This window comes from Streptomyces hazeniae, assembly GCF_031845485.1.
GTDB lineage: Bacteria > Actinomycetota > Actinomycetes > Streptomycetales > Streptomycetaceae > Streptomyces > Streptomyces hazeniae.
The window spans coordinates 13,104-34,768 of sequence record NZ_JAVREQ010000007.1; the positions used below are offsets into that span (position 1 = coordinate 13,104).

Sequence of the window (21,665 nt, forward strand, 5' to 3'; positions counted from 1 at the left end):
GTCCGCGGGAGACGTCCGGCGGGGTGCTAGCGCTCGCGGGCCGGGGCGGGCGCGCGGGTGCCCAGGAGCACGCCGTCGCGGCCGTCCTCCTCGGTGAGCTGGACTCTGACGGTCTCCCGCAACGAGGTGGGGAGGTTCTTGCCCACGTAGTCGGCGCGGATCGGCAGCTCGCGGTGGCCGCGGTCCACGAGCACGGCGAGCTGCACGGCGCGCGGCCGTCCGATGTCGCCGAGGGCGTCGAGCGCGGCGCGGATGGTGCGGCCGGAGAAGAGCACGTCGTCGACCAGGACGACGAGACGTCCGTCGACGCCGTCCGCGGGGATCTCGGTGCGCGCGAGGGCACGCGCGGGCCGCATCCGCAGGTCGTCGCGGTACATGGTGATGTCGAGGGAGCCGACGGGCACGGTGCGGCCGGTGATCTCCTCGAGCTTGGCGGCCAGCCTGCGGGCGAGGAAGACGCCGCGGGTGGGGATGCCGAGCAGCACGACGTCCTCGGCGCCCTTGGCGCGTTCGACGATCTCGTGCGCGATGCGGGTGAGGACCCGCGCGATGTCCGGCGCCTCGAGGACGGGGCGCGGCGCTGGGGGGCGTTCGTCGGGGCCGTCGTCGCCCGCCGGCGTCGGACCGGTGGTGGTGTCCATGCGAAAAGGACCTCCTTCTCCGCCTCACGGGACGGTTCTTAAAGGACGTCTGAGGTTGTGCGCCGCCCAGAGTAGCAGTCCTGCCGGCGCTGTCCTGTCGGGGGCGGGTATTCGACCTGATCGGACGCAGCGGGCTCCGTTCGGCTTGACGGCGCACATTACGCTGCGTAATCTCACAGTGAGTTACCAAGACTTCGTCCGGGGAGCCCTATGTCCAGCGAATACGCCAAACAGCTCGGAGCCAAGCTCCGGGCCATCCGCACTCAGCAAGGCCTCTCGCTCCATGGTGTCGAGGAGAAGTCCCAGGGGCGTTGGAAGGCCGTCGTGGTCGGCTCGTACGAGCGCGGCGACCGCGCCGTGACCGTGCAGCGTCTCGCCGAGCTGGCGGACTTCTACGGCGTCCCGGTGCAGGAGCTGCTTCCGGGCACCACACCGGGCGGGGCCGCAGAACCGCCGCCGAAGCTGGTGCTCGACCTGGAGCGGCTGGCCCACGTGCCGGCGGAGAAGGCCGGCCCGCTGCAGCGGTACGCGGCCACCATCCAGAGCCAGCGCGGTGACTACAACGGCAAGGTCCTGTCGATCCGGCAGGACGACCTGCGCACTCTCGCGGTGATCTACGACCAGTCCCCCTCGGTGCTGACCGAGCAGCTGATCAGCTGGGGCGTGCTGGATGCGGACGCGCGGCGCGCGGTCTCGCACGAGGAGGCCTGAGCAGACACCGTGGGGCCCGGGAAGCCGGTGGCTTCCCGGGCCCCACGCGTATCCGGTGCGGCGTGTGACGGCCTCCGTGCTCCCGTCAGCGGCGCAGGCTCGGGCCGAGGTCCTTCAGCCGGCCGAGGAGCCCGTTGACGAACGACGGCGAGTCGTCGGTGGAGAACTCCTTCGCGAGCTGCACGGCCTCGTCCAGCACGACCGCGTCGGGCGTCTCCTGCGACCACAGCAGCTCGTACGCGCCGAGCCGCAGGATGCTGCGGTCCACGTCCGGCATGCGGTCCAGGGTCCAGCCCACCGAGTAGGTCGACAGGAGCTCGTCGATGCGCTCCGCGTGCTCGGCGTATCCCTCGACCAGCTCCATGGTGTATTCGCCGACCGGCGGCTGCCGGGGGTCGGACCGCGCATGCCGGATCCAGTCGGCGAGGACGTCCGTCACGGCGCTGCCGCGCTGGTCGGCCTCGAAGAGGATCTGGAAGGCGCGTTTCCGCGCCTTGTTGCGGGCTGCCACGGTTAGCTGTTCACCCGGCCGAGGTAGTCGCCGGTGCGGGTGTCGACCTTGATCTTCTCACCCGTGGTGATGAACAGGGGCACGCCGACCTCGTAACCGGTCTCCAGGCGGGCGGGCTTGGAGCCGCCGGTGGAGCGGTCGCCCTGCACACCGGGCTCGGTGTGCTCGATGACCAGCTCGACGGCGGCGGGCAGCTCCACGAAGAGCGGGTTGCCCTGGTACATCGCCACGGTGGCCTCGAAGCCCTCGATGAGGTAGTTCGCGGCGGTGCCGACGACCTCGCGGGTGATGTGGATCTGGTCGAAGGTGTCCATGTCCATGAAGACGAAGTACTCGCCGTCCATGTACGAGAACTGCATGCCGCGGCGGTCCACGGTGGCCGTCTCGACCTTCGTGCCGGCGTTGAACGTCTTGTCGACGGTCTTGCCGGAGAGCACGTTCTTCAGCTTGGTGCGGACGAAAGCGGGGCCCTTGCCGGGCTTGACGTGCTGGAACTCGACGACGGACCAGAGCTGGTCGCCTTCGAGCTTGAGCACCATGCCGTTCTTGAGGTCGTTCGTGGTGGCCACGGTGGCGGAATCTCCTACAGACTGCTGCGGGTGCGCGAGCGCGGGCCCAGCACTACAGGGCCAGCAGCTCCTTGGTCGTGATCGTGAGCAACTCGGGCCCGCCGTCCGCCTGCGGGCGGACGACGAGTGTGTCGTCGAGCCGGACTCCGCCCCGTCCCGGGAGGTGGACTCCCGGTTCGACGGTGACCGGCACACGATCGTCCAGTTTACTCATGACGGCGGGGGCCAGCCGAGGGTCCTCTCCGATTTCCAGTCCCACCCCGTGGCCGGTGGCGGGGCCGAGGGCGTCGCCGTATCCGCCGGCGTCGAGGACCTGGCGGGTGACGCGGTCGACCTCGCGGCAGGGTGTGCCGGGCAGCAGCGCCTCCCGCCCGGCGCGCTGAGCGGCGAAGACCAGCTCGTACAGCTCGATCTGCCAGTCGGAGGGTGCCGTCCCGATGACGAAGGTGCGCCCGATCCGGCAGCGGTAGCCGCGGTAGCGGGCGCCGAGGCACACCGACAGGAAGTCGCCCTCCTCGACGCGCCGGTCGGTGGGCAGGTGGCCGGCGAGACCGGCGTGGCCGCCCGTGGCCACGGAGGTGGGGAAGGCCGGGCCCTCGGCGCCGTGGTCGATGAGCCGGCGTTCGAGTTCCAGGGCGAGGTGGCGTTCGGTACGGCCGACGAGAATGGACTCGAGCAGTTCGCCGAGAGCGTGGTCGGTGATCTCCGCGGCGATCCGGAGCGCGGCGATCTCCTCCTCGTCCTTCACCAGCCGCTGCTGTTCGACGGTGCTGGTCAGCGCGGTCAGGCCGAGGCCGGGGGCGGCGGTGGCCAGAGCACGGTGGCGGGCCACCGTCAGGTCGTGCTCCTCGACGGCCAGCGAGTCCGCTCCGGCCCGGGCCGCGAGGGCGGCGGCGGTGACCGCGCCGTCCTCGTCGGCGGCGGCCGGGGCGCGTACCTGGAGGCTGCGCTCCCCGGAGGCGGGCTGACCGGCGGGAGCGAGGTCGGCGGGGACGACGAGCGTGTCGCGCCCGCCGGGGGCGAGGAGCAGCACGGCGCCCGGGACGGCGCTGCCGGTCAGGTAGCGGACGTTGGCCACGCGGGTGATGAGGACCGCGCACGCCGCGCCGCCGTGCGCCGCGCAGCGCTCCCGCAGTCGGGAGCGCCGGAGCAGGTGCACGTCGGACATACCGCGAGCCTACGGTTCAGGGCGGCGCGGGGCCGTCCGGGAGGGGCCGTGCGGGCGACGGACGCTGAGGCCCCGGAGCGCGCGGCTACCAGGAGGGCGGGCTTGCCAGGCTGCGGGCGACCACGTCGTCCAGCATCCGCGCGGTGGTGGCGACGTCCTGCCGTGAGTTGTCGATGATGGGCAGTCCGGAGCCGTACCAGCCGGCCATGCGGCCGTGGATGTGGGCGACCTCCTCGTCGCTGAGCCGCCGGTTGCCGGTGCGTTCGGCGTTGCGTTCCAGCACGACGTCCAGGCCGGGAAGGACCACGACCGGAATGAGCCCGGGCCCGACGTGGCGCTTCCAGCCGCCGAGGCCGACGACCGGCCGGTCGGGGAAGACGGCGTCGTCGAGGATGCAGGAGATGCCGTTGGCCAGGAAGTTGCGGGCGGCGAATCCGCAGGTGCGGCGGGCGAGCCGGTACTGCGCCTCGGAGTGGTCGTTCCAGCCGGACTGGGGGTCGGCGAACCCGGACCGGACCCATTCGCGGACGTCGTCGAGGCTGATGTGCGCGGTCGGGACGGGCCGGCTGTCGGCCCAGTGGCGCGCCACGGTGGTCTTGCCCGCGCCGGCGGGTCCGATGAGCAGCACGGCGACCGCCGCGCGGGCGGCGTCCAGTGCAGCGGGGTCACGGCCGGGAGGCGGCAGCGGGACGGGGTCGCCGGAGGGCAGGCGTACATGGCCGGTGGCGCCGTCGGCGGCGGGTGGGGCGGGGGCGGGCGGCGGCGGGGGCTGCGCCGGTGCGCCGGACCAGCCGGGCTGGGGTGGCGGCGGCACGGGCGGGTGGCCGGGGTGCGGCACCTGTCCGCCGTGCGGGTGACCCGGCGTGGGCGTCCCGGACGGTGGAAACGGCTGCTGCGTCCCGTACTGCTGCATCCGCTCCCCTGTCCGTCATCTCTGTGATTGTCACAGGTGTTTGATTGTCGGATACCGAACGGTACCCTCCCCCGTCGCCCGCGGGTGTGGGCGGGCGTCCTTGCGGCCGCCGCGCGGCCGGGGTCACGTGCGGCGCGGTCAGTCGCGGAGCAGGTCCGCGAGGGCGCGCAACGCGAGTTCGTAGGAGCCGATGCCGAAGCCGGCGACCGTGCCGTCGGCCACGGCCGCCACGACCGAGGTGTGCCGGAACTCCTCCCGGGCGTGCGGGTTCGAGAGGTGCACCTCGACCAGCGGTGCGGTGCGCTGTGCGGCGGCGTCCCGCACACCGTAGGAGTAGTGGGTGAACGCCCCGGGGTTGAGCGCCACGGGCGTGGCGCGGTCCGCGGCCTCGTGCAGCCAGCGGATCATCTCCCCCTCGTCGTTGGTCTCCCGCACCTCCACCGCCAGGCCCAGTTCCCCGCCCAGTTCGGTGCAGCGGCGCACCAGCCCGGCGTAGGAGGTGGTGCCGTAGACGTCGGGTTCACGGGAGCCGAGGCGGCCGAGGTTCGGCCCGTTGAGGACGAGCACCTCGCGCGCCGGGCTCATGCGGCGATCTCCGCGTGCGCGGCGAGCAGCATCGCCGGATCGGGGCCTTCGAGCACCGCGGGCCGCGCGAGACCCTCCAGGACGATGAAGCGCAGCAGGTCGCCGCGGGACTTCTTGTCGACCCTCATGGTCTCCAGCAGCCGGGGCCACTGGTCGCCGCGGTAGGTGACGGGCAGTCCGACGGAGGTGAGGACCGCGCGGTGCCGGTCGGCGGTGGCGTCGTCCAGCCGCCCCGCGATCCGGCCGAGTTCGGCGGCGAAGACCATGCCGACGGCGACGGCGGCGCCGTGCCGCCACTCGTAGCGCTCGTTCTTCTCGATGGCGTGCGCGAGGGTGTGGCCGTAGTTGAGGATCTCGCGGCGGCCGGACTCCTTGAGGTCGCCGGAGACGACGTCGGCCTTGACCTGGATGGAGCGGCGCAGCAGTTCCGTGGTGTGCGGCCCGGCAGGCGTGCGGGCGGCCTCCGGGTCCTTCTCGATGAGGTCGAGGATGACCGGGTCGGCGATGAAGCCGGCCTTGATGATCTCGGCGAGTCCGCTGACGTAGTCGTGGACGGGCAGGGACTCCAGGGCGGCGAGGTCGCACAGCACGCCGGCGGGCGGGTGGAAGGCGCCGACGAGGTTCTTGCCCTCGGCGGTGTTGATGCCGGTCTTCCCGCCGACGGCGGCGTCGACCATGCCGAGCACGGTGGTGGGCACGGCGATCCAGCGCACGCCGCGCAGCCAGCTGGCGGCGACGAAGCCCGCCAGGTCGGTGGTGGCGCCGCCGCCGACGCCGACGATGACGTCGGTGCGGGTGAAGCCGGTCTGCCCCAGGGCCTTCCAGCAGTAGGCGGCGACCTCGGCGGTCTTGGCCTCCTCCGCGTTCGGCACCTGGACGGCGACCGCTTCGTAGCCCTGGTCGGCGAGGTCCTGCCGGAGCACCTCGCCGGTCTCGGCGAGCGCTTCGGGGTGGATGACGGCGACCCTCTTCGCCTTCTCCCCGATCAGCTTCGGGAGTTCGCCGAGCAGCTGCCGGCCGATGAGCACGTCGTAGGGCTCGGTCCCCGCACTGCCGCCGACGGTGATCCGCTGCGTGTCGTCGGTGTTCATGCCTGCTTGAGCTCCAATGCGTCGAGGACGGCCTGCGCGACCTCTTCGGGGGTGCGTTCGTCCGTGCCGACGACGGCGCGGGCGACCTCGGTGTAGAGGGGGCGGCGCTTCTCCATCAGCTCGCGCCACTGCTTGCGCGGGTTGACGGTGAGCAGCGGGCGGGGCGCGTCGAGGCCGACCCGGCGCACCGCCGAGGCGAGGGACATGTCGAGGAAGACGACGGGCAGCCCGGCGAGCAGCGCGCGGGTCTCCTCGGCGAGGACCGCGCCGCCGCCGAGCGAGAGCACGCCGTCGTGTTCGGCCAGGGCGGCGGCGACGGCGGCGCGTTCGAGGGCGCGGAAGTGCGGTTCGCCGTCGTCGAAGAAGATCTCGGGGATCTCCTTGCCGGCCTGCCGTACGACGTCGTCGTCGGTGTCGCGGAGGGCGACCTGGAGGCGTGCGGCGAGGACGGCGGCGACGGTGGACTTGCCGGCGCCGGGCGGGCCGACGAGGACGACGACGGGCCCGGTCACCGGATCTCCAGGTTGTCGAGGTAGCCGGTGACGTTGCGGCGGGTCTCGGCGACGCTGTCGCCGCCGAACTTCTCCGCCACCGCGTCGGCGAGGACCAGGGCGGTCATGGCCTCGGCGACGATGCCCGCGGCGGGCACGGCGCACACGTCGGAACGCTGGTGGTGGGCGACGGCGGGCTCGCCGGTGGTGACGTCCACGGTCGCCAGGGCGCGGGGCACGGTCGCGATGGGCTTCATCGCCGCGCGCACGCGCAGCAGTTCGCCGGTGGACAGGCCTCCCTCGGTGCCGCCGGAGCGGCCGGAGGTGCGGCGGATGCCCTGGTCGGTGCGGGTGATCTCGTCGTGCGCCTGGGAGCCGGGGACGCGGGCGAGGTCGAAGCCGTCGCCGAGTTCGACGCCCTTGATGGCCTGGATGCCCATCAGCGCGCCGGCCAGCCGGGCGTCCAGGCGCCGGTCCCAGTGCACGTGCGAACCGAGGCCCACGGGCACGCCGTAGGCGAGGATTTCGACGACGCCGCCGAGGGTGTCGCCGTCCTTGTGCGCCTGGTCGATCTCGCCGACCATCGCCTCGCTCGCCGCGGTGTCGAGGCAGCGCACGGGGTCGGCGTCGAGCCGTTCCACGTCCGAGGGCACGGGGACCACGCCGTACGGGGCCCGGGCGGCGCCGAGTTCGACCACGTGGGAGACCAGTTCGATGCCGGCGGTCTCCTTCAGGTAGGAGCGGGCGACGGTGCCGAGTGCGACGCGTGCGGCGGTCTCCCGGGCGCTGGCCCGCTCGAGTACGGGCCGTGCCTCGTCGAAGCCGTACTTCTGCATGCCGGCCAGGTCGGCGTGGCCGGGGCGGGGCCGGGTCAGCGGGGCGTTGCGGGCGAGTGCGGCGAGTTCCTCGGCGTCGACCGGGTCGGCGGCCATCACCTTCTCCCACTTGGGCCACTCGGTGTTGCCGACCATGATCGCGACCGGGGAGCCCAGGGTGCGGCCGTGCCGGACGCCGCCGAGGAAGGTGACCTCGTCGCGCTCGAACTTCATCCGGGCGCCTCGTCCGTACCCGAGGCGGCGGCGCGCCAAGGCGTCCGCGACCATGTCCGTGGTCACGGGCACGCCGGAGGGCAGACCCTCCAGCGTCGCCACCAGTGCGGGTCCGTGCGACTCCCCGGCCGTCAGCCAGCGCAACCTGCTCAACGGTGCTCCTCCGTCTCGCGCCCCGGAGCCGTGTCCGGGCGCTCACGTCGTCCTCGCCTTGATCCTCCCACGCCCCGCCCGTCCGGCGAGTGCCGGTCCGGGTGCCGGACGACGGGCGTGTCAGCTCCCTGGCGCCCCGCGCCGGGCGAGGGCGGCCCCGCCCGCCGCACGCATCGCGGCGAGCGGCGCGGGAGCGCGACCGGTCATCTGCTCGACCTGCAGCACCGCCTGGTGCACGAGGAGGTCGAGTCCGCCGACGACGGTGCCGCCGGCCTTGTCCCAGGCCGCGGCGAGCGGGGTGGGCCAGGGGGCGTAGAGCACGTCGAAGAGGGCCCCGGGGTGCTCGGTCACCGAGGCCGCCAGGTGGTCGGCGGCGCCGGCCGGGGTGGTGGCGACGACCAGCGGTGCGTCCAGCCCCTCGGCCGCGTCGCGCCAGGGCCGGGGCCGCACGTCGACGCCGAGGCGTTCGCCCCAGCCGCGCATCTCCTCCGCGCGGGCGTCGCTGCGCACGTAGGCCGCCACGGGCCCGGTGCACACACGGGACAGCGCGGCGAGTGCGGAGGAGGCCGTGGCACCCGCGCCGAGCACGGTGGCCCGTTCGATCCGGCCGACGCCGCGTTCCCGCAGGGCGGCGACCATGCCGGGGATGTCGGTGTTGTCGCCGACGCGGCGGCCGTCGGCCCGGAAGACCACCGTGTTGACGGCCTCCACCGATGCTGCGGTGGCGCTGACCTCGTCGAGCAGAGGGATCACCGCCCGCTTCAGCGGCATGGTCAGCGACAGGCCGGCCCACTCCTCGCCGAGGCCGGCGAGGAAGGATCGCAGGTCCTCCTCGCCCACCTCGAACCGGTCGTAGGTCCAGTCGGTGAGCCCGAGGGCGGCGTAGGCGGCCCGGTGCAGCTCGGGCGAGAGGGAGTGCCCGATCGGCGTGCCGAGCACGGCCGCCCGCCGCACCGTCACTGCTGGGCCTCCTCGTACTTCCGGACGTTGCGCCGGTGCTCCTCGTAGGTGTCCGAGAAGACGGTGTTGTCCTCGGTGATCGAGACGAAGTAGAACCAGTCGCCCTCGGCCGGGTCGAGCGCGGCGTCGATCGCCTCCTGGCCGGGGCTGTTGATGGGGCCGGGCGGCAGGCCCTTCTTGGCGTACGTGTTGTACGGGTGGTCGAACTTCGCCATGGTGCTCGGCGACGGCACGTGCAGCGTGGACTGGTTCTTGGCGAAGTTGTACGTCGAGTCGAACTGCAGGTAGCCGTTGGTCTCGGTGTTGTCGGGCTTCAGGCGGTTGTAGACGACGCGGGACACCTTCACGAAGTCGCGCTGGTACTTGCCCTCCGCCTGCACCAGGCTCGCGACGGTGAGGACGTCCAGCGGGGAGTCCAGCCCGAGGGTGTCCGCCTGGCCCTTCAGATCGGCCTTCTCGTAGTGGGCGTCGGCGCGCGCGACCATCTTGCGCAGGACGTCGGCGGGATCGGAGTCCTCGGTCACGCTGTACCGGGAGGGGTAGAGGAAGCCCTCGACGCGCCCGTCGGCCCACTCGGGCAAACCCAGTTCGCCGGATTCGGCCGCCTTCTCGGTGGTGCCCTTCTCGGAGCCGGTTCGTTCGTCGATCATCTCGAAGACGCGGGAGGCGCGCAGCCCTTCGGGGACGATCAGGCTGCTCTGGCTGGCCGGGTCGAGCATCATGTCGATGGCCGCGTCGGCGGACATCTCCTTGCGCAGTGTGTAGAAGCCGGGCTGCACCGACTGGGCCTTGTCGCCGTCGGCGGCGGAGGCCTCGACGAACGCCTGGCCGCTCTTGACGACCCCGGCCTCCTTGAGCGCGGTGCCCATGTCGGCGACGGAGGAGCCGTCCGGGATTTCCACCTGGACCTGGCCGGTGCCGTCGCCGCTGTAGTCGGGGGCGGCGGCGAAGTGCGACTGGTAGAAGCCGTAGCCGAACCAGGCGGCGACGCCGAGCACCCCGCCCAGCAGCAGGATCACCACGAGGCAGGCGGCGCCGCTGCGGCGCTTGGTGCCGCCGCGCTTGGTGCCGCCGCGCTTGGTGTCGCCGCGCTTGGTGTCGCCGCGTTTGGTGCCGCCGCGTTTGCGGCCGCCGCCCCGGCCCGTGCCGGAGTCGTCGTCTGCGTAGCGGTCGTCGTCCTCTTCGTCTCCGCTGAAGAAGGCGCTTTCGCCCTGGTCGGGGCCGGGGTCCCAGCCGGTCTCCGGATCGGGGCCGGTGCGTGGGAGGCCGCTGCCGCGGCCGACGGGGGCCCCGGCGGGGCCGCCGGGGCCGGACTCCGGGGAGACGGCCTGCATGCCGTACGGGTCGGTGGCGCCCAGGTCGTGCGGGTCACCGGGCCGACCTGCGCGCGGGCCGTGCGGAGAACCGGTGTCCCAGGCGCCGTGCCCGGGGTGGCCGCCGGGCGCGGTGTAGGGCTGTCCGCCCTGCTGGTAGGGGTCGGCCGGCGACACCGGCTGCTGCCAGCCGGTGTCGTGCGGGCCGGGCTGCTGGTGTCCGGGCCCGCCCTGGCCGCCGTAACCGGGCTGCGCGTGCGCCTGCGGTCCGCCGCCCGGGTGACCGCCGTAGTGCGGCCCGGGGAACCCGGGGTCGGGGTACGGCGCGTCCGGGTAACCGCCGGCCGGGTGGCCCCCGGCGGCGTAGGGATCGCCCGGGTAGCCGCCCTGGCCGTACTGCCCGGTGGCGTAGGGGTCCGCGTACGGGTCGGCCTGCTGATCCCAGCCGCCGGAAGGGCCGGCCTGCTGCCCACCGTGCCATCCCTGGTCCCCGTAGAGGGGGTCTTCGGGGTGCCACGGTTCGGAGCCGGGGCCCCGGCCATAGTCAGTCATCGATCCCCTTGCGCCGCGAAGCGGCTGCGGTGGTGTGCGCGATCGGCGCGCGGTCCGTTCGTCGGTCCGTCCGGAGAGACGGTGTTCGAACGTCCGGCGTCGCGCCGCACGTTACCGTATCGCGATCAGATGACCACTTCGACGCACTGCCCCGGCGGCCCGCCCGACGTCCGTTCGGTCTCCAGGGCGCTCTGGAGGATGACCACGGCTGCCGCCTGGTCGATCCGGGAGCGGCCCTTCTTCGCGCTGACCCCGGAGGCACGCATGCCCTGCGCGGCGGTGACGGTGCTCATCCGCTCGTCGACCAGCCGCACCGGCACCGGGTGGACGTTCCCGGCCAGCTGCGTGGCGAATGCACGGACCTTGGCCGCAGCGGGCCCCTCGCCTCCGCTGAGCGAACGCGGGAGGCCCACGACGACCTCGAGCGGCTCGTACTCCGCCACGAGCGCGGCGAGCCGCCGCTGGGCCGCCGGGACGTCGCGCCCCGGCACGGTCTCCACGGGCGTGGCCAGCAGCCCGTCGGGGTCGCTCGAGGCGACCCCGATCCGGGCGTCGCCGACGTCGACGGCGAGGCGCCTGCCGCGCCGCATCAGCCGGCCTCGGCGACCAGCCGCTCCACGGCGGCCATGGCCTCGGTGACGGCCTCCGGGTTCTGCCCGCCGCCCTGGGCGACGTCCGGCTTGCCGCCGCCTCCGCCGCCGAGGGTCTTGGCGGCGGCGCGGACCAGGTCGCCCGCGCGCAGCCCGCGGTCGCGGGCGGCGGCGTCGGTGGCGACCACGGTCAGCGGGCGGCCGTTCGTCACGGTGAACAGGGCGACGACGGCGGGCCGGCCCGCCAGGCGCTGCCGCACGTCCAGCACGAGGGTGCGCAGGTCGTCGGCGGTGGTGCCGTCCGGCACCCGTCCGACGGCCAGCGCGGTGCCGCGGACGTCCTTGGCGCCCTCGGCCAGCCCGGCGGCGGCCTGGAGCACCTTCTCGGCGCGGAAGCGCTCGATCTCCTTCTCGGCGTCCTTGAGCCGGCCGAGCACGCCGGAGATCTTCTCCGGAAGCTCCTCCGGCCGCCCCTTGACCAGTTCGGTGAGCTGCGAGACCACGGTGTGCTCGCGGGCGAGGAAGCGGTAGGCGTCGACGCCGACGAGGGCCTCCACGCGGCGCACGCCGGAGCCGATGGAGGACTCGCCGAGCAGCTTGACCAGTCCGAGCTGGGCGGTGTTGTGCACATGGGTGCCACCGCACAGCTCCTTGGAGAAGTCACCGATGGTCACCACGCGGACCTGCTCGCCGTACTTCTCCCCGAACTCGGCCAGTGCGCCCTGCTTCTTGGCGTCGGCGATCGACATCACCTCGGCGGTGACGTCGAGTTCGCGGCCCAGCACCTCGTTGATCTTCTGCTCGACGTCGGTGAGCACCGTGCCGGGCACGGCGTTCGGCGAGCCGAAGTCGAAGCGGAAGCGGCCCGGTGAGTTCTCCGAACCGGCCTGGGCGGCGGTCGGGCCGAGGGCGTCGCGCAGCGCCTGGTGGGTGAGGTGGGTGGCGCTGTGGGCGCGGGCGATGGACCGGCGGCGCGCGAGGTCGATGACGCAGTAGACCGACGCGCCGACGGTGACCTCGCCGACCTGGACGACGCCCTTGTGCACGCTGACTCCGGGCACCGGCTGCTGCACGTCGCGGACCTCGACGACGGCGCCGGTCCCGAGGCGGATCTTCCCGGTGTCGGCGAGCTGGCCGCCGCCCTCGGCGTAGAACGGGGTGCGGTCGAGCACGACCTCCACCTCGTCGCCCTCGTGTGCGGCGGGGGCGGAGGCGCCGTCGACGAGCAGGCCGACGACGGTGGACTCGCCCTCGGTGTCGGTGTAGCCGGTGAAGACGGTGGTGCCGGAGGCGTCGGCGACGGCACGGTACGCGGACAGGTCGGCGTGACCGGTCTTCTTGGCGCGGGCGTCGGCCTTGGCGCGGTCCCGCTGCTCCTTCATCAGGCGGCGGAAGCCGTCCTCGTCCACGGACAGGCCCTGCTCGGCGGCCATCTCCAGGGTGAGGTCGATGGGGAAGCCCCAGGTGTCGTGCAGCAGGAACGCCTTGTCGCCGGCCAGCACCTTCCCGCCGCCGGCACGGGTCTCGGTGACGGCGGTGTCCAGGATGTTGGTGCCGGCCTTGAGGGTCTTGAGGAAGGCGGCCTCCTCTGCGAGGGCGACGGTCTCGATCCGCCTGCGGTCCTCGGCCAGCTCCGGGTACTGCGGGCTCATGGCCTTGATCACGGTGTCGGTCAGCTCGCCGACGGTGGGGCCGGTGGCACCGAGGATGCGCATGTTGCGGATGGCGCGGCGCATGATGCGGCGCAGCACGTAGCCGCGGCCCTCGTTGCCGGGGGTGACGCCGTCGCCGATGAGCATGACGGCGGTGCGGACGTGGTCGGCGACCACGCGCAGCGAGACGTCGGCGGCGTCCTTCTCCCCGTAGGTCGTGCCGGTGAGTTCGCCGGCCTTGTCGATGACCATGCGGGAGGTGTCGATCTCGTACAGGTTGTGCACGCCCTGCAGGATCATCGCCAGGCGTTCGAGGCCGAGGCCGGTGTCGATGTTCTTGGTGGGCAGCTCGCCGAGGATCTCGAAGTCGGTCTTGCCCGTGCCCTCGCCGCGGACGTACTGCATGAAGACCAGGTTCCAGATCTCCACGTAGCGCTCGTCGTTGACGGCCGGGCCGCCCTCCTCCCCGAACTCCGGGCCCCGGTCGTAGTTGATCTCCGAGCAGGGTCCGCAGGGGCCGGGGACGCCCATGGACCAGTAGTTCTCCTCCATGCCGAGACGCTGGATGCGCTCGGCCGGCACGCCGACGTCCTCGCGCCAGATGCGCTCGGCCTCGTCGTCGTCGGTGTAGACGGTGATCCACAGCCGCTCCGGGTCCAGCCCGTAGCCGCCGTCCTCGACGGAGGAGGTGAGGAGTTCCCAGGCGAGCGTGGCGGCACCCTGCTTGAAGTAGTCGCCGAAGGAGAAGTTGCCGCACATCTGGAAGAAGGTGCCGTGCCGGGTGGTCTTCCCGACCTCCTCGATGTCCGGCGTCCGCACGCACTTCTGCACGCTGACGGCGCGGTTGTACGGCGCGGTGGACTCGCCGAGGAAGTACGGCTTGAAGGGGACCATGCCCGCGTTGACGAGCAGCAGCGTCGGGTCGTCCGCGATCAGCGACGCCGACGGCACGACGGTGTGCCCCCGCTCCTCGAAGAAGCGCAGCCAGCGGCGGCGGATTTCAGCCGACTCCATCAGTGGTCCTCATTCCGGTCGTAACGGTGGACGGTGGGCGTGCCCGGCAGCGGCCTGCGGACGGTGCGGGCGGTGGGGGCGGGAAGTTCGGGGTGGTCGGCGTCGGGGGACGCCTGGAGGCCGAGCGCGTCGGTGAGTTCGTCCTCGCGCTGCGCCATGCCCGCACGCACGTCGAGCGCGAACTCCCGGACGCGGTGGCCGGTCTCGACCGCCTTGTCCGCGGCGCGGGCGGCGAGCGAGTCGGGCGCGAGGCTGCGCAGCTTGCGGTTGACCTTGGTGGTGGCCCACACGCCGGCTGCGGCGCCGGTGGTGAACCAGAAGGCGCGTCGGAACATGGCGTGATCAGCCCTTTCGGCGGGTCGAGCGGCCGCCCTTGCGCGCGGCGGGCAGCGTACGGCCGGGGACGACCGTGCGGGGCGGCGGCGCGGGCTCGCCGCGGCGCCCCAGGGCACGGCGCACGCCGTAGCCGAACGAGGCCACCTTGACCAGCGGCCCGCCGAAGACCGAGGAGACCGTGGTGGACAGCGCGTTGGCGTTGGAGGTGACCTCCTGGACGTCGGACGCGATCGAGTCGACCCGCTCCAGCTGCGACTGCGCGGAGCGCACCGTCTCCGACGCCTCGGACAGCAGGGGAACCGCTCGCTCGGTCACGCCCGTCACCAGCTTGGTCGCCGCCTTGAGCGTCTGGGCGAGCCTCACCAGCACCACGGCGAGGAACGACACCAGGATCGCCCAGAAGACCGCCACCAGCAGACCGGCCACTTCACCACCGGACACGCTGCACCGCTTCCCTCGGGTCTCGTTCTGGGTCGGCCGTCGCCCGGTGGGTGCGGTCCGCTCCGGGCGTTACGGCAGGTACCGAGCCTATCGCGCCGGGGAGGCACCGCTGAACCCGATTACCGGCGCGGGCGGCCTCACGGGAGGCGGTCGCGGCGCGGTCAGCCCGCCGCGGGCGGGGCCGGACCGTCCTGTGCAGCCGCCCATCCGGCGTGCAGCCGGGCGCAGCGGAGGGCGAACAGGACGGTGGCGGCCTCGACCGGCCTGGTCACCCGCAGGCCGGTCAGCTCGGTGAAACGGCCCAGGCGGTTCAGCACGGTGTTGCGGTGGCAGTACAGCCGGCGGGTGGTCTCGGCGACGGAGCCGGAGTCGCAGTACGCGGTCACGGTCTCCAGCAGCCGCTCGCGTTCGTGGGCGGAGAGCGGCTCCAGGCCCGCGAGGACGCTCTCGGCCAGCAGCGCGCCCGTCTCCCCCAGGCGTGCCGCGGCCAGCGGCATCCATGCGTCGCTGAGCGGCACCGGACCGGCGGCCTCGTCGTCGAGGGCGGCGGCGACGGCCGACGCGACCCGGACCATGGCGGGCACGCGGGCGAGGCCGTGCGCCACCGGCGCCACGGCGCACGGCACGTCGGCGGGCCAGCCCGGCGGCAGGCCGCCGGCGCCCGCGGGGAGGCGGGCCAGGAGCAGCAGCGTGCCGTGGTGCTGGTGCAGATGGGCGATGTCGGGACCGAGGCGGGCGGCCGCCCGCCGGAGCTCCTGCGGGCTCTCCGGCAGTGCGGCGGCGACGCCGAAGGCGTCCTGGACGTCGGCCTGGAGGAGGGTCGCGGCCTGGGAGACCAGCTGCTGGTCGCGGCCGTCGGAGGAGAGCAGGCGGCCGAGCAGCGCTGCCTTCGCCCGCTCCCGTTCGCGGGCCTGGACGGCGACCTCGTCCAGGTAGGCGGCGTGCGCCTCGACGGTGTGGAACTCGACCGCTTCCCAGACGCGCACCGCCGAGAGGGTCAGCTGCGGCAGGCCTTCGGGCGGGGTGCGTTCGGTGAACGCCTCCCACAGGATGCGGAAGTCCATCCGTACGGCCTGGAGCATGCGTTCCAGGGGGACGCCCTGGCGGGCGCGCCGATGGCCGAGCCGCTGCGGGGTCTCGCGCAGTTCGCGGGTGACGGGGAGTCCGCCGATCATCCGCAGCAGCATCTCGAAGCAGGCCCGGGCGGTGTCGCGCAGGTCCTGCGCGGAGACGGTGGCGCGGTAGTCGTCGAAGGCGGAGACCTCGGCGGTGTAGCGGTCGACGAGGGCGTCGACGTCGTCCAGGCAGTCCCGCACCAGGGCGCGCAGCCCGGCGGACGGCGGACCTGGGGCGGCGGTGTCCCCGGCCCCGCCCCGGGGAGGCGGCGTGTTGTGCATGTGCACAGTATGCGCCCCGCAGCGCGGAGCGATTCGGGCCTTGTCGGCCCGCCGGGCGGCGGGCACGCTGCCAGGAACGCCCGGAGCACCGCCCGCCCCGTCCGCACCCGGACCGCCGAGAGAAGGCCGATGCATCTCACCCCACGGGAACAGGAACGTCTCCTGCTCTTCTCCGCGGCCGAACTGGCCCGCAGACGGCTGGCACGCGGCGCCCGGCTGGGGGCCGCCGAGGCCGTGGCGCTGGTCTGCGACGAGATCCAGGAGTGGGCCTGGGACGGCGTGGCGCTGGCCGACGTCGTCGAGCGCGCCGCGGGCGTGGTGCCGCGGGACCGCCTGCTGCCGGGCGTCCCGGAGGCGGTGCCCGCCGTGCAGGTGGAGGCGCTGTTCCCGCACGGCACCACGCTGGTGCACGTCGCGGAGCCCTTCGGGCCCGCTTCCGACACGGGGCCGGGCGGCGTGCTCACGGCCGGTGAGGACGCTGACCTGGCGCCGGGCCGTCCGCGCCGCCCGCTGACGGTCCTCAACACCGGCCCGCGGCCGGTCTGGGTCTCCTCCCACTTCCCGCTGGAGGAGGCCAACCGGGCGCTGGAGTTCGACCGGGAGGCGGCCCGCGGGCACCGGCTGGACGTTCCCGCGGGCACGTCCGTGGAGTTCGCCCCGGGGGCCGCCAGGACCGTCACCGTCGTCGCGCGAGGAGGAGAACAATGAGCCGCATGCCGCGGAGCGCGTACGCGTCCCTGTACGGCCCCACGACCGGCGACCGGGTCCGCCTGGCCGACACGGGGCTGTGGGTGGAGGTCGAGGGCGACGACACCGAGCCCGGCGAGGAGATGCTGGGCGGCTGCGGGAAGACGGCCCGCGACGGGTTGCTGGTCGCCGGTCGCGCGCCGCGCGACAGCGCACTGGACATGGTGGTCCTCGGCGTCGTGGTGCTGGACCCGCTGCTCGGCGTCCGCAAGACCAACATCGGCATCAAGGACGGTCGGGTGGTGGGCACCGGCCGAGCCGGGAACCCGCACACCGCCGACGGCGTGGAGCTGGTGGTCGACTCGCACACCGCGATGATCACCGGTGAGGGCCTGCTGGCGACACCCGGCATCGTCGACTCCCACGTGCACCTGTCCAGCCCCGAGGTGGTGCCGGCAGCGCTGGCCGCTGGGGTCACCACGATGGTCGGCATGGGCATCGGCGGCGTGTGGGACGTGGGCGCCAACCCGGCGTACAACCTGCACAGCCTGATCGAGGGCTGGCGGGACGCGCCGGTCAACGTGGCGTTCCTGGCGCGCGGTTCGTCCTCGTCGCAGGAGCTGCTGGAGCGGGCGGTGCTGGCCGGCGCCGGCGGGTTCAAGATCCACGAGGACTGGGGCGCCACCCCCCGGATCGTCGACACCTGCCTGGGTGTCGCCGAGGACGCGGACCTGCCGGTCGCGCTGCACACCGACACCCTCAACGAGTCCGGCTACCTGGCGGACACCCTGGACGCGACCCGCGGCCGGACCGTGCACGCCTACCACGTGGAGGGCGGCGGCGGTCACCCCGACCTGCTGGAGATCGTCTCCCGGCCGCACGTGCTGACCTCGTCCACGACGCCGACGCTGCCGCTGACCCCGGCGACCGTCGCCGAGCTGCTGCCGATGACCATGACGGTGCACCGCGGCCACCACGGCGTGAGCAGCGACGTGTCGATCGCGGCGAGCCGGGTGCGCGAGCACGCCATCGCGGCCGAGAACGCCCTGCACGACCTGGGCGCCATCAGCATCGTCAACTCCGACTCGATGGGCATGGGACGGATCGCGGAGACCGCGCGGCGCACCTGGCAGCTGGCACACGTGCAGGCGGAGCTGGCGGGCGAGAGCGGCCCGGACGTGGTGAACAACCGGCGGGTGCTGCGCTACCTGTCGAAGATCACGCTCAACCCGGCCGTCGCGCACGGCATGGCCCGGGAGGTCGGCGCGCTGCGGCCGGGCGCGCTCGCCGACCTGGTGCTGTGGCGTCCGCAGTACTTCGGTGCCCAGCCGGAGCTGGTGCTGAAGTCCGGGTTCGTGGCGTGGGGGCAGAGCGGCTCGGGTTCCGGCTCGACGCGGCTGACCCAACCGCGGGTGATGAAGCCGTACTTCGGCGGCATGGGCGGTGCGCCGCGCAGGCTGTCGACCGTGTTCGTCTCCCGCGAGTGCCTGGAGGACGGCCGGGCGGCCGGAGCGCTGCCGGGCGGGGTGCGCTATTCCGCACTCGCCGGCAGCCGCGGCCTCACCCGCGCCGACATGGTCGCCAACACCGCCGTGCCGCAGGTGGCGGTGCCCACCACGCCGGACCCGGTGCTCGTCGACGGCCGTGCCGTGCCCGTCCACCGCGCCGCCGAACTGCCGCTCACCCGGCTGCAGAACCTGGCCTGAGGGAGGCACACGCGACGATGCTCGACCTGAAGCTGACCGACGCCTGCATCCGCACCGTCGACGACGCCCGCCCGCACGCCCGCACCCTCGGCGTCCTCGGGGACGTGGTGGTGGGCCTCGACGAGGCGGTGGCGCACCTGCCGGCCCGGACCGTGCTCGACTGCGGCGGCGCGACGGTCGTGCCCGGGTTCGGGGACGCGCACAACCACATGGCGTGGTTCGGGCAGTCCCTGGACCAGCTCGACCTGACGGCGGCCCGGACGACGGAGGACGTGTACGGGGCCGTCGCCCGGAAGGCCGCCGGACTGCCCTCCGACGGCTGGGTGGTCGGCTCCGGTTACGACGACACCGTCATGGGCGCGCACCCGCACCGCGAGGCGCTGGACCGGGCCGGCGGGGGCCGGCCGGTGTGGCTCACGCACCGTTCCGGGCACATGTGCACGGTCAGCAGCGACGTGCTGCGGCGCTGCGGCGTACTCGACGGCACGGCCGCCGAGCCGGCCGGGGGCGTGGTCGTGCGCCGGCCGGACGGCGATCCGACGGGACTCCTCCAGGAGCGGGCGCAGTCGCTGGTGACCGCCCTGGTGATGCCGTACCCCGTGGAGGAGCTGGCCGGGGCGATCGGCCGGGCGAGCGCGGTCTACGCGGCCGAGGGCCTCACCCACGTCACGGAGGCCGGGATCGGCGCCGGGCTCATCGGGCGCAGCCCGGCCGAGGCGGCCGCCTACCAGCTCGCCCGTGAACGCGGCACGCTGCGCACGCGGGTGGAGCTGATGACGGCCGCCGACAACCTGCACCCGCTGGGCGCCCATACCGACGACGGCATCACCGCCGGCATCGATCTGGGTCTGCGCACCGGCTTCGGCGACGCGTGGCTGCGTCTGGGCCCGATGAAGATCTGGCTCGACGGCTCCCTGGTGGGCCGTACTGCCGCACTGACGGAGGCGGCCTGCGGGCACCCGCATGCCGGGGGCGTCTACCAGGACGAGCCGGAGGACATGCGGCGGCTGATCGTCGAGGCCCACCGTTCGGGCTGGCGGGTGGCGGCGCACGCCATCGGCGACGAGGCCGTCGACCTGGCTCTGGACGCGTTCGAGGAGGCGCAGCGCGACGCGCCGCGCCCCGGCGTCCGGCACCGTGTGGAGCATTCCGCGGTCGTACGGCCGGATCAGCTGAAACGTTACGCCTCCCTGGGTGTCGTCCCCGTACCGCAGGCGCACTTCCTGCACGCCATCGGCGACACCATGGCCGACGCGCTGGGCCCGGCCCGGGTCGACTGGCTGTACCGGCACGGGACCTTCCTGCGGCACGGCCTGCGGGTGCCCGGCAGTTCGGACCGCCCCGTCGCCCCCGGCGCCCCGCTCCTCGGCATGCAGTCCATGGTCGAACGTCTGAGCCGGGACGGCCGCGTGCTGGGCGCCGACGACCGCGTCACCGCCGAGCAGGCGCTGCGCGCGTACACCCTGGACGCCGCCTGGGCCGGGCACGACGAACAGCGCCGCGGCAGCCTCTCCCCCGGCAAACTCGCGGACTTCGTCCTGCTCGCCGACGACCCGGTCCGCACCGAGAGCAGCCGCATCGGCGCCATCGACGTCCTCGCCACCTTCGTGGCGGGGCGGTGCGTCCACGGAGCGGACGTGCTGGAGCAGCGCACCACCCCCGCCGGAACCGTCCCCGTGACCGGCGGACAGGCACCGCAGCAGGCAAGGAGCACCCGATGAAACAGACGGACCCCAGTACGCTCCCCGGTGAGGGACCGGCCGACGGCAGGGCGGTGGTCACCGGCGAGGAGGCCGGGAAGGTCGCCTTCGCCGCGTTCGTCGGTACTGCCCTGGAGTGGTACGACTACTTCCTCTTCGGCACCGCGGCGGCTCTCGTCTTCAACCGCCTGTTCTTCACCTCGCTCGACCCGACGGCCGCGACCCTGGCGGCGTTCGCCACGTTCGGCGTCGGCTTCGCCGCCCGCCCGCTCGGCGCCGTGCTCTTCGGCTGGCTCGGCGACCGGATCGGCCGGCGGCCCGCCCTGCTGATAACCGTGGTGGCCATCGGCGTGGCCACCGGACTGATCGGCTTCCTGCCCACGCACGCCTCGATCGGCCTGGCCGCGCCCGCGCTGCTGGTGCTGCTGCGGCTGCTCCAGGGCGTCGCGGTCGGCGGCGAGTGGGGCGGCGCGGTCACCCTCGCGGTGGAACACGCGCCCCCCGGCAAACGGGGCCGCTACGCCGCGCTGCCGCAGGTCGGCTCGCCCGTCGGCACGCTCCTCTCGTCCGGCGCGTTCGCCCTGGTGCTGCTGCTCCCGGAGGAGTCCTTCGACGCCTGGGGCTGGCGGCTGCCGTTCCTCGCGGCCTTCCCGATGCTCCTCGTGGCCGTCTACATCCGGCGCCGGGTGGAGGAGTCACCGCTGTTCGACGAGCTGCTGCGGCACGACGACCGGGCCAAGGTCCCGGCGCTGGAGGTCTTCCGCACGGCGTGGCTGCCGCTGCTGGTCGCGATGGCGTCCGCCCTGCTCGGCATCGGCGGCTTCTACCTGCTGACCACCTTCATGATCTCCTACGGCGCGGACACGCTCGGCCTGGACCGCGGGCTGATGGTCAACGCGACGCTCGTCGCGGCCGTCGCCGAGATCGCGGTCATCCTGGTGATGGGCCGGCTGGCGGAGCGGCTGGGCCCGGGCAGGGTCACGATGTGGGGCGGCCTGGCGAGCGCGCTCTTCGCCTTCCCGTTGTTCTGGCTGATCGAGACGGAGAACCCGGTGGTGGTCGTCCTCGCGGTGACGGCCGGCATCGCGGTGGTGTCGGTGGCGTACGCGGTCACCGGCGCGCTGCTCACCGAGCTCTTCCCGGCGCGGCTGCGGTACAGCGGTGTCGCACTGGCGTACAACCTGGCGGGCGCCCTGACCGGATTCCTGCCGGCCCTCGCCACCGCCCTGCTGGACGCGGGCGGCGGCGCATCCTGGCCGGTGGCGCTGCTGATGGTCGGACTGTCGCTGATCACACTGGTGGGCGGCGTACTCGGCGGTCGGATGCGCGTCACGGACCCGGTCGCAACGGCCTGACGGCGGCGGCCGGACGGCGCCCCGCACGACCGACGACGACGGACCCCGGCTTCCGCGCCCCGCGTGACGCGGGCGCGGAA

21 protein-coding genes are annotated in these 21,665 nt (G+C 73.6%); 5 read left to right on the forward strand and 16 right to left on the reverse strand.

The features are described 5' to 3' along the window. Positions 1-26: 26 nt before the first annotated feature. Positions 27-641 carry a bifunctional pyr operon transcriptional regulator/uracil phosphoribosyltransferase PyrR gene (pyrR, locus tag RM572_RS09870; RefSeq protein WP_311672892.1) on the reverse strand — a complete coding sequence of 205 codons (615 nt, stop codon included), beginning with the start codon at positions 639-641 and terminating at the stop codon, positions 27-29. Between the two features lie 210 nt (positions 642-851). Here pyrR and bldD point away from each other — a divergent pair, with 210 nt between their 5' ends. After that, entirely contained in the window at positions 852-1,352 is a 501-nt protein-coding gene (gene bldD, locus RM572_RS09875) for a transcriptional regulator BldD (RefSeq protein WP_015661809.1), read from the forward strand. Positions 1,353-1,437: 85 nt separating this feature from the next. Here the strand turns inward: bldD and nusB are convergent, their stop codons facing one another. The 15 genes from nusB to RM572_RS09950 all read right to left on the reverse strand — a co-directional run bounded on the left by nusB (position 1,438) and on the right by RM572_RS09950 (position 16,137). Continuing rightward, positions 1,438-1,863 (reverse strand): transcription antitermination factor NusB, encoded by a 426-nt coding sequence (nusB, locus tag RM572_RS09880; RefSeq protein ID WP_311672893.1) that lies wholly within the window; start codon positions 1,861-1,863, stop codon positions 1,438-1,440. A 2-nt stretch (positions 1,864-1,865) separates the two neighbouring features. Further along, on the reverse strand, positions 1,866-2,432 hold the full coding sequence (gene efp / locus RM572_RS09885) for an elongation factor P (protein ID WP_027762624.1): 567 nt from the start codon (positions 2,430-2,432) through the stop codon (positions 1,866-1,868). A 52-nt stretch (positions 2,433-2,484) separates the two neighbouring features. Continuing rightward, positions 2,485-3,600 (reverse strand): M24 family metallopeptidase, encoded by a 1,116-nt coding sequence (locus RM572_RS09890; RefSeq protein ID WP_311672894.1) that lies wholly within the window; start codon positions 3,598-3,600, stop codon positions 2,485-2,487. Between the two features lie 85 nt (positions 3,601-3,685). Then, positions 3,686-4,513: an AAA family ATPase gene (locus tag RM572_RS09895; protein WP_311672895.1), complete on the reverse strand. Its 828-nt coding sequence runs from the start codon at positions 4,511-4,513 to the stop codon at positions 3,686-3,688. Between the two features lie 138 nt (positions 4,514-4,651). Beyond that, a complete protein-coding gene (aroQ, locus tag RM572_RS09900) occupies positions 4,652-5,098 on the reverse strand; it encodes a type II 3-dehydroquinate dehydratase (RefSeq protein ID WP_311672896.1) in 447 nt (148 codons plus the stop codon). Continuing rightward, positions 5,095-6,189 (reverse strand): 3-dehydroquinate synthase, encoded by a 1,095-nt coding sequence (gene aroB / locus RM572_RS09905; protein WP_311672897.1) that lies wholly within the window; start codon positions 6,187-6,189, stop codon positions 5,095-5,097. Before aroB ends, aroQ begins: the two co-directional genes overlap by 4 nt. After that, the gene (locus RM572_RS09910) at positions 6,186-6,701 is read right to left on the reverse strand and encodes a shikimate kinase (RefSeq protein ID WP_311672898.1); all 516 of its coding nucleotides are present in this window, start codon (positions 6,699-6,701) and stop codon (positions 6,186-6,188) included. The genes aroB and RM572_RS09910 overlap by 4 nt, the downstream gene beginning before the upstream one ends. Further along, a complete protein-coding gene (aroC, locus tag RM572_RS09915) occupies positions 6,698-7,882 on the reverse strand; it encodes a chorismate synthase (RefSeq protein ID WP_311672899.1) in 1,185 nt (394 codons plus the stop codon). The genes RM572_RS09910 and aroC overlap by 4 nt, the downstream gene beginning before the upstream one ends. A gap of 120 nt (positions 7,883-8,002) precedes the next feature. Then, positions 8,003-8,842 carry a shikimate dehydrogenase gene (locus RM572_RS09920; protein WP_311672901.1) on the reverse strand — a complete coding sequence of 280 codons (840 nt, stop codon included), beginning with the start codon at positions 8,840-8,842 and terminating at the stop codon, positions 8,003-8,005. Continuing rightward, positions 8,839-10,707: an endolytic transglycosylase MltG gene (gene mltG / locus RM572_RS09925; protein ID WP_311672902.1), complete on the reverse strand. Its 1,869-nt coding sequence runs from the start codon at positions 10,705-10,707 to the stop codon at positions 8,839-8,841. Before mltG ends, RM572_RS09920 begins: the two co-directional genes overlap by 4 nt. Before the next feature lie 125 nt (positions 10,708-10,832). Next, entirely contained in the window at positions 10,833-11,297 is a 465-nt protein-coding gene (gene ruvX / locus RM572_RS09930; protein ID WP_027762633.1) for a Holliday junction resolvase RuvX, read from the reverse strand. Then, positions 11,297-13,963: an alanine--tRNA ligase gene (gene alaS / locus RM572_RS09935; RefSeq protein ID WP_311672903.1), complete on the reverse strand. Its 2,667-nt coding sequence runs from the start codon at positions 13,961-13,963 to the stop codon at positions 11,297-11,299. Before alaS ends, ruvX begins: the two co-directional genes overlap by 1 nt. Then, positions 13,963-14,298 (reverse strand): DUF6167 family protein, encoded by a 336-nt coding sequence (locus RM572_RS09940; protein ID WP_311672904.1) that lies wholly within the window; start codon positions 14,296-14,298, stop codon positions 13,963-13,965. The genes alaS and RM572_RS09940 overlap by 1 nt, the downstream gene beginning before the upstream one ends. A gap of 7 nt (positions 14,299-14,305) precedes the next feature. After that, positions 14,306-14,740 carry a DUF948 domain-containing protein gene (locus RM572_RS09945; protein WP_311672905.1) on the reverse strand — a complete coding sequence of 145 codons (435 nt, stop codon included), beginning with the start codon at positions 14,738-14,740 and terminating at the stop codon, positions 14,306-14,308. A 161-nt stretch (positions 14,741-14,901) separates the two neighbouring features. Next, the gene (locus RM572_RS09950) at positions 14,902-16,137 is read right to left on the reverse strand and encodes a PucR family transcriptional regulator (protein WP_311672906.1); all 1,236 of its coding nucleotides are present in this window, start codon (positions 16,135-16,137) and stop codon (positions 14,902-14,904) included. 129 nt (positions 16,138-16,266) lie between these two features. Between RM572_RS09950 and ureA the strand changes: the two genes are divergently transcribed. Genes ureA through RM572_RS09970 form a run of 4 tightly spaced genes read left to right on the forward strand, consistent with a single transcriptional unit; the run spans position 16,267 to position 21,585 of the window. Next, positions 16,267-16,845, forward strand: coding sequence for an urease subunit gamma (ureA, locus tag RM572_RS09955; RefSeq protein ID WP_311672907.1), 579 nt, complete (start codon positions 16,267-16,269; stop codon positions 16,843-16,845). Beyond that, positions 16,842-18,530 carry an urease subunit alpha gene (locus RM572_RS09960; protein WP_311672908.1) on the forward strand — a complete coding sequence of 563 codons (1,689 nt, stop codon included), beginning with the start codon at positions 16,842-16,844 and terminating at the stop codon, positions 18,528-18,530. Before ureA ends, RM572_RS09960 begins: the two co-directional genes overlap by 4 nt. Positions 18,531-18,547: 17 nt before the next feature. Then, the gene (locus RM572_RS09965; protein WP_311672909.1) at positions 18,548-20,251 is read left to right on the forward strand and encodes an amidohydrolase; all 1,704 of its coding nucleotides are present in this window, start codon (positions 18,548-18,550) and stop codon (positions 20,249-20,251) included. Next, positions 20,248-21,585 (forward strand): MFS transporter, encoded by a 1,338-nt coding sequence (locus RM572_RS09970; RefSeq protein ID WP_311672910.1) that lies wholly within the window; start codon positions 20,248-20,250, stop codon positions 21,583-21,585. Before RM572_RS09965 ends, RM572_RS09970 begins: the two co-directional genes overlap by 4 nt. The last annotated feature ends 80 nt before the right edge of the window (positions 21,586-21,665 follow it).